The organism is Methanobrevibacter sp., assembly GCF_050872065.1.
Classification (GTDB): domain Archaea; phylum Methanobacteriota; class Methanobacteria; order Methanobacteriales; family Methanobacteriaceae; genus Methanocatella.
This window is the reverse complement of the sequence record NZ_JBNMGD010000039.1, coordinates 1-14232: the sequence shown is the minus strand read 5'-3', so window position 1 is coordinate 14232 and position 14232 is coordinate 1. Positions and strand designations below refer to the sequence as shown.

Sequence of the window (14232 nt, the reverse complement as noted above, 5' to 3'; positions counted from 1 at the left end):
ATTTAAAATTTGTATTATAAATAACTATTTACCATTCTTACCTAAATCATATAAATTATCTATAATAATCTGGAATAAATCATCAGTTTTAACCTCAATCTTTTCATGAGGATTGACTATAAATTCCAAAGCTTTATGAATTACTTCATCGGTATCATGAGACCTAAACATTAAACCTTTATCAATGTAATATTGATCAACAGATAATGTTTCACCAGGATAACAAGAAATAACTGGAGTTTGCAAGATTGCTGCTTCCCTATTCATTGTACCTCCAGCACCAATAACTAAATCACATTTTTTAATAATATTTGAAGTATCAACAGGAGGTTTTAAAATGGAAACACCTTCAATTCCTTCAAAAATCTCAGCTTGTTCCTTAAATCTTGGAAGAATTAAAATGTTAGCCACATCTTTTAATTCATCAACAATTGGGGATAAAACTGATTTTCTACAATCAGCATCCAAATAAGATGCAAGTGACGGTTCTGGCCTCATTAAAATAGTCTTTGGATGAGTTAAATTAAGATTTAAATCATCGAAGATATTATCATTATATTTAAAATCTTTAAAATGCATTAATTCGGAGGTTCCATTATAGGAGATTATTGTATTTGGATCTGCACCAAATTTCATTAATTTCCACATATCAATAATTTTTGGTGTAATAATTCTATCACATAAAGGAAGAGTTAATTTATTAGCCGCTAATGCATGTTCATTATCAAGAACATATAAACTTGGAATTCCTAAACCAAAACTGATTCTTGGAAGTTCAATAGAATGCTTGCTAAGGGCAACATCCACCTTTTCACCATGAATAATATCAACAAGATTATAAACTCTTGAAGTACTTTCTTTTAATTTGTCATATAAATTTGCACCATGCTTACCAACAGATATGAAATCAATGTCATACATTTCCATTAGTTTATGGATATCACCAAATTGCCTTGCTGTAACAATTACATCCTCACCTTCCGCTTCCAAATATTTAATAACATCCTTAAAAAACCTAACATGAGGCGCATTTGAAATATCTATCCATACTTTCATAAAACCACCGAAATTAACCTAATTCATAGCATCTTCAATAGCTGCAATGATTTCATCTAATCCTTTGCCTTCTTTTAAGCTGGATTTAATAATTTTAATATTAGGATTTAGTTTTTTAGCATCTTCAACCATCTTATCAGCATCAGCTCCAACTGCATCAGCTAAGTCAACTTTGTTAATTACAACAACATCAGATGTTTGGAAAATAATTGGGTGTTTTTCTACTGTGTCGTCACCTTCAGTAACACTTACAACAACAATCCTTAGATGAGAACCTAATTCAAAATCAACAGGACAAATTAAGTTACCTACATTTTCAATGATAACCATGTCTAAGTCATCTAACGGTAAATCTCCAAGCCCATGACCAACTAAATGTGCATCTAAATGACATTCTTTACCTGTGTTTAATCCAACAACAGGTACATTGTGTTTTTCTATACGTCCTGCATCAAATTTTGAGATTACATCTCCAGCAAGAACTCCAATTTTATAATCAGTATTATCAATAATTTCTTCTATTAATGTTGTTTTACCAGATCCAATTGCTCCAACAAAATCAACACAGAAGATATCTTTATCTTCTAAATTTTTTAAATTTTTATCAGCTAATCTTTTATTAGCATCCATAATATTCTTTGCAACTTCTACATCAGCAACTTGGTGCATATTATTACCTCCTTAAATTTAAGAGTCATCAGGTTTTTCAATAACCATATTTTTAACAATAATGTCTTTTCCATTCAATATATCAACTTTAAGACTATCACATTTAGGACATTTAACAAGTGGTGCATAGTGATCACTATCATCAAGTATAGCATTACCATGGAAATCACAATCAAAACATTTCATTTCAACTGGAATTTCTTCAAAATTAATTTCTGCATCTTCCATAATTGTATTTTCAATCAAAACACCTAAAATGAACTGTAGCTGCTCTGGATTAATCATAGCTAATCTACCAACTTCAATTGTAACTTCGTTAACTTCAGTAGCATTATTCTCTTTTGCAGTATCTAACACTGCATTTATAATACCCTGAGCCATAGATAATTCATGCATTTTACTACTCCTTAAACATTAATAATTAAATTATGGTTTTGTTAATTAATAAAAGTATTTAATATTTAAATAATAGTGAAGTAATACTTAAATTTAAATTAATGTTGAGTGTCGCAACATTAATATACAACTAATCATAAAATTAAGTAATATTAATGGAGATATTATTATGACATATAAAACTAAATTTGGATTTGGATGCATGAGGCTACCCTTAACCGATGAAAACGATCCATCTTCAATCAATCAGGAATTATTCAACGAAATGGTAGATATTTATATGAAAAAAGGATTTAATTATTTTGATACTTCCTATGCTTATCATAATGGTGCAAGTGAAGTTGCTATTAGAAAAGCAGTAGTTGAAAGATACCCTCGTGAATCCTTTAAAATTTGTGATAAAATGCCTACTTGGGCATTAACTAGCAAAGAAGACAACAATAAATTCGTAAATGAAATGCTTGAAAGACTTGGAGTTGATTATTTTGATGTATTCCTTATACATAATATCAATACTCCGTGGTATAAAAATGCAAAAGAAACCAATACATTCGAATATGTTAAAAAAATGAAAGAAAATGGTGTTGCACACCAAATTGGTTTCAGTTTTCATGAAAAATCAGATTTATTGAAAGAAGTTCTTGATGAATACGGAGATATTCTTGATGTAGTTCAACTAGAACTTAATTATCTTGACTGGGAAGACCCATCCATTGAAGCTCATAAATGTTATGATTTATGTGTAGAGCACGGACTTGATGTTTATGTAATGGAACCACTAAAAGGTGGAGTTATCGTAAATCCTAATGATGAAATCAAGAATGATTTTAAACAGTTCAATCCTGATAAATCAATTGCTAATTTTGCAATAAGATTCTGTGCATCACTTGAAAACGTGAAAATGGTATTAAGTGGTATGAGTAAAATGGAAGATTTACATGATAACTGCAATACCTATGAAAATTTTGAACCGTTAAGTGATACAGAAAATGAATTTTTAGAAAAAATGGCAAAAAAACTTTCAGATAACCTTGCAGTTCCTTGTAGCGAATGCGGATATTGTATTGATGCATGTTCTGAAAAGATTCCTATTCAAGAATATTTCAATTTATACAACACTAGTAAAAATCAACCAGAATCCAATATATACAAATTATATTATGATAAATTGGTAAATGAAAAAGTTTCAGCAGAAGATTGTACATATTGTGGAACATGTATTGATTATTGCACTCAAAAAATAGATATTCCAGATGAATTAGAGAAAGTGGTTGAACACTTCAAAGAAGGTTTCTCACCATATGTATGATTAACTTAAGAAACCCTTATTTTTAATTCTTTAACCATTTCTCCATTTTTATTTATTTTTATAGCTTTTCTATAATACTCAACTGCTTTTGGGAAATATCCTGAATGATAATGTATTAATCCCATTAATGCTAATGCTTCAGAATTTTTATTATCAAAATCAAGCAATTTCTCTAAAATATCCAAAGAAGCTTCCAAATCACCTTGTTCATATAAATCATATGCCTCTTCAAATAATGTTTCAACATCATCAAGAGAAGAAAATTTAGCATCACTTTTTTTAGGTTTGTTGGTTAATAATACTTCCAAATCACTAGCCATTTCATTTGATTTATCAATAGACAATGCTTTTTTAGTGAAATATAATGCAATATCTTTTTGATCTTGATCATATAATATTCTAGCCATTAAAGCTAGTGCTTTAACATCCTTTTTATTATTTGAGATAATATTATTTAAAATATCCTTTGAAGAAGAATAATCTCCAGCTTCATATAATTTATATGCCTCGCTGAATTGATCCATCTCTTCAACACTTGATTGAGTATCAATGATTTCTTCTTTTTGACCATCACTATTAGAAATTAATTTTTTCATGTATTCCAGTATATATTTAGTTGCTCCTTTATGGAGTGGTTTATTATCATTTCCACATTTAGGAGAATAAATACATGCAGGGCAACCATCTTTACAATTACAATTAGTTAATAAGTCGATTGTGGAATTTAAAAGGTCAACAAAAACATCCACTGCTTTTTCAGTAATTCCAATTCCACCATCATAACCATCATAGATGAAAATTGTGGCTTCCTGAGTGTCTTCATGATAATTAGTTGAAAGGCCACCAATATCAAATCTATCACACATAGTATGAAGCGGGAATAAACCAATTAAAGCATGTTCTACACCATGAAGACCTCCCTCAAAAACTTCCTCATCGTTTGGAAACATATCTTTTAAGTCATCTTTAACTTCTTTTGGAATTGTAAACCATAATCCCTTTGTATTGAACTTTAACGGAGGTAAATCAAGTGAAAATGTTTTTATTGGCTTTGAAAAGTGCATTTTTTTATATTTAAAATAATCTTCACTTACTGTTAACTCCCCAAAGTGAATTGTTAAATCACCATATTTTGTTTTTGATAATTTCTTCTTAATTTTAGTCTCAGTTTTATTCAAAACCACCGTATGGTATTCCACATTCTTTTTAGAAACGTTTACATAGCCTCTTTTAAGATTAATGTTATCCACTACATATGTATTTCCTTTATTGATTAAAATAGCTCCTTCATGAGCTTCCCTATAAACTTGAGACCTTTCCATTGTCTCCAAAAGCATTCCATTAACCATTACCTTAAATTCTTCAGAAGAAATTTGGTCCAATGAATGATCCATTGCAGGATTATCATCATATGGATACATAAAGTCCCCACGATGGTTTTCATATAAATCATTTTTAGAGACCAACTTATCAATAACATCCTGGGATATACCGAAGTATTTTTCTGATTCACCACGCTTAAGTGGTAATTCCTTTGCAGCACATAATAAATGAGCTTCTTGTAATATTGGATTATTTAAATCAATAATAGCATTCTCATGAGGCTTATCAAAGAAAAATTTTGGATTATTCATAAAATACTGATCTAATTGATTTTCAAAGGCGACCAATATTGCAATTGATTTTTGATTACTTCTACCTGCCCTTCCAGATTGCTGCCAAGTAGAAATCATAGTGCCAGGATAACCAGAAATAATGACCGCATCAAGTGAACCTATATTAATTCCAAGTTCCAATGCGTTTGTACATGTAACACCCAAATATTTTCTGCTTTTAAGGCCGTCTTCAATTTCACGTCTCTCTTCAGGCCTATATCCTGCCCTATATGCTGCAATTCTATGAGCTAATTTTCCTTTCACTTTTTCCATATCTTTTTTAGCCCACATTGCAATTAATTCTGTGGTTTTCCTTGAAACTGTAAAGCATAATGTTTGTATATCCTTTAACATCAGATACATGAAAATATTTTCAGTTGCCATATGCACAGATGGTGCATTTTGAGTATGACTTTTACCCCTAACATAATTTTGAAAAGGATTATATAAAATAAAATCTTTTTCCCCACTAGGTGAAGTATCTTCATCAATCAATATAAAATCCTGTCCAGTTAATCTATTAGCTAATTCCAAAGGATTAGCAAGGGTTGCAGAGGACAATATAAATTGAGGATATGATCCATAAAAATTCGCTATTCTTTTTAATCTTTTAATTAAGAATGCAACATTAGAACCAAATACTCCTTTATAATAATGAGATTCATCAATTACAATATATCTAAGATTTTTATAAAATCTGGACCATTGATGATGCCATGATAATATCAAATGTAGTTGATATGGATTTGTTAGGACAATCCTTGATTTTTCACGAATTCCTCTCTTTTGACTTCTTGGAGTGTCTCCATCATAAGTTCTGGGATTAATGGTTATACCTAACTCTTTTTCAAGATTTTCTAAAACATGTAATTGATCATTAGACAAAGCTTTTGCAGGATAAATATAAAGAGCAGTAGCATCATTATCCTCAATCATGGTCTCCATTATAGGTAAATTAAAAGCTAAAGTTTTCCCTGATGCTGTTGGTGTTGTAATAATTACATTTTCACCATTTTTAATGCATTCATATGTATCCGCTTGATGTTTATATAACTTTGCATCTTTAGAATCTAAATAATTGACAATACTCTCGTTTAAATTATCAACTTTCTTATAACTAGCTTTTTTAGCAGGAATTGTTTCAATATGAGCAATATTTTCCCTATACCTAACATCATTTTTGAACATGTCAATATTGTCTACATCAACCATAATATCCGCTAAAATTAAAATTAATAATTATATTTTAAATTAAATTAATATTTAAATAATTCGTGTTTTTAAAAATAGTAAGTTAGAAAACTAGTTTCTAACTTATTTATATGCATATTATGGGAAAGTTAATCCCCAATTATAATCTGTTTTTAAAATTATTAAAGTTTATCTTAATTATCCATTACTACTTTTCAAATGCTCTTTACATTATTTTATTAATATGATATCTACATACATTAAACTATACTAAATTTTGAGGGAAAATATGATTTCATATGAAGAATTTGAAGATATAGTTGTGAATATACTTGAAAGAGATATTTCTTCAAATGAAGACCAAAAGAATGCAATATTAGCTCCATGTAATAAATCATTATTTCTTGTTGCAGGACCTGGTTCTGGAAAAACAACAGTAATGGTGCTAAAAATATTAAAATACCTTTTTGTAGATGATATTAAACCTAATGAAATAATAGCTACAACATTTACAAGAAAGGCTGCTGATGAATTGTATTCTAGAATACTTGGTTGGGGAGATATGATTAAAAGTTATCTTCTAAACAATAACAATGACTTTGATACCATTGCAAAAATTACATCAATTGATTTCAATCAGATAATAATCGGTACAACAGACAGTATTGCTGAAGAATTAATTAGAGAATATAAAAAACCCGGTGAAAATCAATCCATCGTTATTGAAGGATTTGTAGCTAATTCTGCAATGATAAAAATCCTTATTGAAGATGAAAAATATCTCAATAAAGATTTAGTGGAATATCTCAAAGAGGTAAGTGGCAGAGAAAAAATTGAAGAACCCTCTAAGATGAGTGAAATTCTTATTGAAATGAAAAATAGAATCTATTATGATGAAGTTGATTTTAATAAACTATACAATAAAACACAAAAAGATAGTGGAGCACGAATCGCCTTTGACTGTATAAAACAATATGAAAATAAACTTCAAAACAAAAATATAATTGATTTTACAATGCTTGAAGCAGAATTTCTTAAAAAGTTAAAAAATAATGAATTAAAAACATTATTAGATGAAATTAAAATTGTTTTAATTGACGAATATCAAGACACAAATTTGCTTCAAGAAGATATCTACTTTACAATTGCCTATTATGCTCTTGCAAATAATGGTAACATAACTGTTGTAGGTGATGATGATCAATCACTTTACAGGTTTAGAGGAGCAACCGTTGATTTGTTTACCAATTATCAGAAACGTATTAAGCAAAAATTAGGTATTGATGTTGAAGAGATAAATTTAAGGACAAATTATCGCTCAACAGAAAATATAATCGAACATTGCAATCAATTTGCTGAATTGGATAGAGAATATCAAAAAGCAAGAGTTGAAAATAAACCTAAAATCATTGCTCCCGATTTCGATAACGACAAAATGCCAATTTTAGGAATGTTTAGAAACAATCCAGAAATGCTTGCAAAAGATTTAGCAAGATTAATTAATCAACTTGTAAACAAAGGTGAAGCCAAAATAAAAGTTTTACAAGTCTTAAATAAAGAATACTATGAAAAAGTAAATGGTGCAATTGATATTGCAAAATTACAGCAAATTAAAGAAGAAAATATAAAAGCTGGGCGTGAAATTAAAAATATAACCCTTAAATTAGATAGTGACTATGGTTCAGCATCAGATATTGCAATTTTATCATATTCTCCTAAAGAATCATACTATGGAAACCGTTCATTCTTACATTATCTAAGGAAAAATCTCAAAAAATTAAGACAACCAATTGAAGTATTTAATCCTAGAGGAATTGAACTTCAAGATATTGATGTTGTTGGTGTTTTCTGTGGTTTGATTCTTGAATGTATTGATCCAGAAAGCACTATACAAAAATCTGATAAAACCATACCTAAATTAGCAATTCACAACATGAGGCGCTGGAGGATAAAAGCTAATGATTTCATTAAACTAAATCCTGAACCTCATGAACCTATTACATTATCTCAATTTGTTACTTATTGGCAACTTAGAAAGCCAAGGGGACATAAAGAATGGCCAAAAACTGCAAGTCTAATGGAACTTGCATATAAGATAATAACTTGGATCGATGAATTACAAGAAGATGTGGAAGGTATTGTATATTTGGAAGCAATTACCCAATCAATTACACAAACTGGATTTTTTAATGATTATCATTCAAACATTTCATTTAAAAATCCAAAAGAAGAAAGAGAATCAATTCTTGAGGCAATCTGGAATATTTTCATTCCTTTATCCACTGGAGGGATTAAAATTGATGAGTCATTACTTGAAACATTACCGGATAACAGAATTAATGTATTATCAATTCATCAATCCAAAGGATTAGAATTCCCATTAGTTATCGTAGATGTAGGTTCCAGATTTAAAAAAAATGATGTTAGAACTCAAAAATTAAGATTCCCAAAATTAATTAAAGAAGAATTAACACTTGAAAACAGAATAAGACAATACAGCAAACTTGGACAAAATAAAAGAGGAGAAAAAGATAAATCATTTGATGATTTAACAAGATTATACTTTGTTGCATTTTCAAGAGCTGAAAAAGTATTACTTTTAGTTGGTTTAAATCCTGCTATTGAAGGATACAATAAAAAGAATGACCACTTTGACATCCCGAATGTTGCTCTTGGATGGAGCAGGGATGAAAAGTATATTGGATTTAATGAAATCTATTTAATTTAGGAAGTGATAATGTGAAATTACCATCAAGGTCAAAATCATACATGATTCCGGAATACAGTGTGACCGGCGACTTATTGTCCTACTTAACCTGTAATTTACAATACAGATACCAAAACAAAGGAACATTACCTCCATCCAAACCTGTTCAAAGATGGTTTGGAGAATTTATTCATGGTGTTATCGAAGAAGCTTACATACAATGGAAACAATATGGTACAAAATTTCCATGGGACTGGAAAAAAGATATTAGACCAATTGAAGATTTAATTGATTTAAGATTACAGATTAGAGGTCTTTATCCATTTGATGAAGATTTATTTTTCAGCATTCATAATCAAACAGATAAAGAATTAACCATTGATGATTTAAATGAACATGACCATAAGAAATTAGCCAGTGCTAGAGCAGAAAAAGCAATAAACATTTGGGGAAAAGATTTATTTCCATTAATTGATTCATCCGAACATCTTATAAAAGGTATACGCAATATGCCCAATTATGATAAAAATAGAAGCAGATCAAATTACTACGGAATCAATGGGGTAGTAGATGTTTCATCATCTGTTAAAATCAATAAAACACTTGAACAAAGTACTCTTGATAACTATAACAATAAAATTTTAGAATACTTAAAAAAAGATGAAAATTTCCAAAAAAGGCTTGCGAAATTCGATAGCAATGATGAATATGAAATTATTATTGATTATAAAGGAATGAAAAGACCACCAGAGAAAGTCACTAATCCCAAAGTTGAAAATAAATGGGAAACTCATAAACAACAAATATTAACCTATTCCTGGCTTAGATCAGAACAAAAATCATCTAAACCAATAATTGCTGGAATTATTTTTTATTTAAATGAATTAGTTCCATCAAAAGAAGATTTAGTTTTGATTAAAGAAGAATTAAACAGCGGATTAACTGATGTCGGATATGAATATGATGAAGATATAGAGTTGATTAATAACTGGCAAGAAGATGACAAAGCTCCTGAACTAAGTGATAGCTTTAAAATAGATAGGTCAATTAGAATCATTAATGTTGATGAAAGTGAAAGAGAAAAGGCACTTTCAAAATTTGATAATGTCGTTTTCAACATTGAAGAATCATTAATTAAAGAGATGAATGGATGTAAAATTCAAGACGCATGGAAAGGGGATTCTGATGAAAGAACCTGCAGCGCTTGTGATTTTAAAACTTTCTGTAAAAATAACAATGTTAAAACAAAAGACTTTAAAATTCCATAATACAAAAATACTATCGGCGATTATAATGAGTAATTTGGAAACTAACAAAAAATATTGTGAAACCATTGAAAGTAAAATTAAACTTGATGCAAAACCTGTTGCTATGAAGTTAATAAAAACTGAAGATGACTTACCGGAAGGCATCAATTTAATAGATGAAAAAATTAGACATTGTGAAATGGTTAGAAAAGCTTCTCTTGGAAACACTTTTTACTCCACAATTGACCAACAGTTATGTTTAGGTGGAGCAGGTGCAATCGGACTTAGAGATATGCCTGAAAAATTAGCAAATGGTGAAAAATATTTCTCATTAGGAAGATTCCAAGATTTAGAAACCGCTAAAAAACTAACTGCAGAACTTTCCGTCGTTAAAGATATACACTGGGGAATGATTTATGCTCCTTTAGATGAAGCAAACTTTGAAGCAGATGTTATTCAAATCATAACCGAACCAGTTGGCGGAATGAAACTTGCACAATCTATTGTCTATAAATCAGGTGCAAAAATTGAACCTTCCTTTGCAGGTATCCAATCATTATGTGGAGATGCATTTGCAAACCCATACATCACAGATGGTATTAATTTCACCTTAGGTTGTGATGGTTCAAGAAAAGCAGCAGATATCAAAGATAATGAAATGACTGTAGGTATTAGTAAAGCTAAAATCGAAGAAGTTATTTCTGGTTTAGATTCAATCTAAAAGCGCTAAATAATCATCATAATGGTTAATATTTAATAATTCTTTTTTATTTTTTTCTTTTACTCCATAAAATATATATCCATCAGCAAAAATTTTTCTTAAAATCGGATTTAAATTATCATCCTCATTTTCTAAGTATTTCATCAAATTTAGTCGTGGTGCTACAAAAGGCATACCCAATCCTTCAGCAGTATCCAATAACCCAGTTTTTTTCCTTCTTAAAATAGATATTGTATGATAAGGATCATCTGAATTATTACTTACTTCAATCATGCGGTTAAATGTTTCAGTTGACACTGTCGGTTGGTCTGCTGTAATACATAATGCAAACTCAGAATCAATATTCGACAATCCATTGTAAAGTGATACTGATAAACCTACATCAATAGGACTATTAGTTATGAATTTAACAGAGTCTTTATAATTATCAAAAATAGCTTCTTTTATTTCACTAGCATAGTGGCCAAGTACTACAATACATTCATCTATATCTGCAGATAATGCATTATCAATAGTTGTCTCTATAACAGTTTTATCTTTAAAGGGTAGAATAAGCTTATTTTTTAACTCAATATTCCGAGAAATTTGATCTTTTCTCATTCTGGAGTTTTTTCCAGCTGCAGTAATAATAGTTGAGATTGACATAAAAAAAGAAAAAAAAGATAAATTCCTTATTCTGGAATATATCTTACAATTTGAGCATAAATACCCATTCCAGTACCTTCACCTTCAGTCCACATTTTAATTAATACAGGATAATCATGATTGTTTGTTACTACAATATCCTGTGCTGGATTGAAACCAAATAAAACAGCATCTTCTTCCCAGCTCATACCAACAGGTAAATCAAAACCTTCAGCAGTAACTGCTGCTCTTAAAGCTCTAGCAGATGGACATACACCATGGGCCGCACTTCCTCCAGGAGCAGATGGGTCGACAGCAGATTCGAAGTATACATAATCTTTACCACTTGAAGTTGAATTAGGAGGAATTACAGTTCCATTCCATGCATCCACAAATTGTCTTGCATTTATTTCCCTAATTGAATCACCATACTGTGCATGAGAACCCAAAGAAGTTCCATAGACTTCACCATCTTCTTCAGTATAATTTCCAGAGTACAGAAGAATAGGTGAACCAGTAGGATATTCTGATGCATAGTCAACAACGTCTTGACCAAAAATTACAGGCACATCAGCAGCAGCAATATTATTTCTTCCATCGGAGAATGATTTCATTCCTTTTTCTAAAGTAAATGTAGATCCTTCCTGGGCATCATAGTTATACCAACTTTGGATTGTAGAAACATTATAATAATCATTGTGATAATCTAAATTTTTAATTTCACTTTCCGGAACAGATTTAATTACAGTTCCATTCTCTACAACATCTACGCCCTTATCTGTTTTAACTAACCATTTATATGGAGTACTGTATCCCCATACATAATTATCTGGTGATTTTACAGCTAGTTTATCTCCTTCATATGTTAAAAATCCAGGACCCTCAACATCAACCACATTACCATATGAATCTATACCTTCTCCAGATATGGTTGAAAAATCAAATGGAACCCAACCAGTAGTCATGGTTATTAATAAACCTTGAATATCAAATGTTGCAATTTCATGAAGTAAAAATTCAATATTTGATAATAATGGCACTCTAATTGGATCTCGTTGACCTAAAATTGATTGATTTTCAAACATGGACTGTCCAATGGGAAGATCATATTCATCTGCAATCGATTGAGCAGTATACTGGGTGTCTGTTGCCACACTAAAAGCAACAAATAATATACTTAAAACAATTAATACCAAACATATTGTAATTGATATTTTTCTCCAACCACTACTCATTTAATACACACCTTACTAATATAATAAAAGTTAATTTTTATGCAAATAACAATATTATAATATTAGTTAATATAATATAAAAAGATTATTATTAACCACTTAATTCTTTATAAATTTTCAGAAATTAATTTAATTCTTTCTTGTATATTAATAATTGTATCTTGACCATTACCACCTATTAATATTGCATCTTCATGCGAATACTCGGCAACGAGTCCAATAATCTCATCAAGAGAGTTAACCGTAAGGATATTTCCCATATAACCAAGAGAATTTAATCTATAAATTGCCATATCTAAAGTATCATCAAGTCCAGGGAACAAAACAATAACTTCAGGATTATATTCAACAGCAACATCTAAAATGTCCAATCTGTGAATTTCATTATGGCGTGGAGTACCAATAAATATTGCATAGAAATCTTTTTCAGATAAAATAGAAGCTAATGCATCGGAATTATCAGTTTTTCCAACATATACTGATGCATCATTAATCTTATAAACATCCAATCTACCTTCAATGGCATTAAATTCAGAAAGTGTTGATTTAATAATTTCTTTTGGTATTTTCAATTCTCTTGCTATGGCTGTTGCAAGACCTGCATTAAGTAAATTAAATTTACCAAATAGTTTTAACTCATCCTGGTATTCAAAGTAAGGGATGTTTTTATCACTAGATTCCTTAAAATCACCATTAAAATCTTGATTAAAAGCTGTAAATACAGTTTTTCCTTCAAAAAAATTAACAAGAGAATCTTTATAATTAGCAATGGTTTTATGAACGTCCATATGATCATTACCAATATTAGTAAGACCAATCATATCAAAATCAAAGCAATATTTACAGAAATCAAGAGTCATATCACATACTTCAACAAGCAATATATCATAATCCCCATCATTTGCCTCAAGAATTAAGTCATAATAACCTGAAAAACCACCGCCACCATTTCCACCAACTAAAACTTTTTTGCCAGCATTTTCCAATATCTCTTTTATCATATGCACAGTAGTTGTTTTACCATTAGTTCCGGTAATCCCAATTGTAAACATTTTTTTATGGTTATCTACAACATCACTTAATAATGCTGAATTTTTTAATAATTTTGTTGCAAATTCTCCTCCAAACATACTGGGACTAATTGCAATCGCATCACATTGATCAATATCATAAGGATTGGTAAATCCTAAATCAATATTTATACCCTCCCCAACAATCGAAATGGTCTGAGCTTCATCAATTACATCAAATGATAAATTTGGTAAATTCAAACCTGATAAATCAACATTAATATTTAAATCAGTAGCATAGACTTCCCATCCATGATTTAAAAGAGAGTTAACTGCCTTTTTTCCTTCTACACCTAATCCTATTACTGCTGCTTTCATAAAAAATAATTCCTTAAAATAAATAGTTATACTT

11 protein-coding genes are annotated in these 14232 nt (G+C 29.8%); 4 read left to right on the top strand and 7 right to left on the bottom strand.

Annotated elements, in window-relative coordinates; genetic code table 11:
* Positions 1–24 precede the first annotated feature (24 nt).
* The 3 genes from ACR0P1_RS06170 to hypA are packed head-to-tail and all read right to left on the bottom strand — an operon-like array spanning position 25 to position 2121.
* A complete protein-coding gene (locus tag ACR0P1_RS06170) occupies positions 25–1056 on the bottom strand; it encodes a DUF354 domain-containing protein (protein WP_432645529.1) in 1032 nt (343 codons plus the stop codon).
* Between the two features lie 18 nt (positions 1057–1074).
* A complete protein-coding gene (gene hypB / locus ACR0P1_RS06165) occupies positions 1075–1725 on the bottom strand; it encodes a hydrogenase nickel incorporation protein HypB (protein ID WP_432645528.1) in 651 nt (216 codons plus the stop codon).
* A gap of 18 nt (positions 1726–1743) precedes the next feature.
* Positions 1744–2121, bottom strand: coding sequence for a hydrogenase maturation nickel metallochaperone HypA (gene hypA, locus ACR0P1_RS06160; protein ID WP_432645527.1), 378 nt, complete (start codon positions 2119–2121; stop codon positions 1744–1746).
* A gap of 169 nt (positions 2122–2290) precedes the next feature.
* Here hypA and ACR0P1_RS06155 point away from each other — a divergent pair, with 169 nt between their 5' ends.
* Positions 2291–3430: an aldo/keto reductase gene (locus ACR0P1_RS06155; protein WP_432645526.1), complete on the top strand. Its 1140-nt coding sequence runs from the start codon at positions 2291–2293 to the stop codon at positions 3428–3430.
* Positions 3431–3435: 5 nt separating this feature from the next.
* Here ACR0P1_RS06155 and ACR0P1_RS06150 read toward each other — a convergent pair whose 3' ends face one another.
* The gene (locus tag ACR0P1_RS06150) at positions 3436–6297 is read right to left on the bottom strand and encodes a DEAD/DEAH box helicase (RefSeq protein WP_432645525.1); all 2862 of its coding nucleotides are present in this window, start codon (positions 6295–6297) and stop codon (positions 3436–3438) included.
* A 268-nt stretch (positions 6298–6565) separates the two neighbouring features.
* Between ACR0P1_RS06150 and ACR0P1_RS06145 the strand changes: the two genes are divergently transcribed.
* The 3 genes from ACR0P1_RS06145 to ACR0P1_RS06135 are packed head-to-tail and all read left to right on the top strand — an operon-like array spanning position 6566 to position 10951.
* On the top strand, positions 6566–9004 hold the full coding sequence (locus tag ACR0P1_RS06145) for a UvrD-helicase domain-containing protein (protein WP_432645524.1): 2439 nt from the start codon (positions 6566–6568) through the stop codon (positions 9002–9004).
* 11 nt (positions 9005–9015) lie between these two features.
* On the top strand, positions 9016–10251 hold the full coding sequence (locus tag ACR0P1_RS06140; RefSeq protein ID WP_432645523.1) for a PD-(D/E)XK nuclease family protein: 1236 nt from the start codon (positions 9016–9018) through the stop codon (positions 10249–10251).
* A 25-nt stretch (positions 10252–10276) separates the two neighbouring features.
* Positions 10277–10951, top strand: a complete 675-nt coding sequence (locus ACR0P1_RS06135; protein ID WP_432645531.1) for a DUF169 domain-containing protein — start codon at positions 10277–10279, stop codon at positions 10949–10951.
* Here the strand turns inward: ACR0P1_RS06135 and ACR0P1_RS06130 are convergent.
* The 3 genes from ACR0P1_RS06130 to ACR0P1_RS06120 all read right to left on the bottom strand — a co-directional run bounded on the left by ACR0P1_RS06130 (position 10943) and on the right by ACR0P1_RS06120 (position 14198).
* Positions 10943–11596 (bottom strand): nucleotidyltransferase family protein, encoded by a 654-nt coding sequence (locus ACR0P1_RS06130; RefSeq protein ID WP_432645522.1) that lies wholly within the window; start codon positions 11594–11596, stop codon positions 10943–10945. The two genes, ACR0P1_RS06135 and ACR0P1_RS06130, sit on opposite strands and share 9 nt — an antisense overlap.
* A 26-nt stretch (positions 11597–11622) precedes the next feature.
* Positions 11623–12810, bottom strand: coding sequence for a hypothetical protein (locus ACR0P1_RS06125; RefSeq protein WP_432645521.1), 1188 nt, complete (start codon positions 12808–12810; stop codon positions 11623–11625).
* Between the two features lie 107 nt (positions 12811–12917).
* On the bottom strand, positions 12918–14198 hold the full coding sequence (locus ACR0P1_RS06120) for a Mur ligase family protein (RefSeq protein WP_432645530.1): 1281 nt from the start codon (positions 14196–14198) through the stop codon (positions 12918–12920).
* Positions 14199–14232 lie beyond the last annotated feature (34 nt).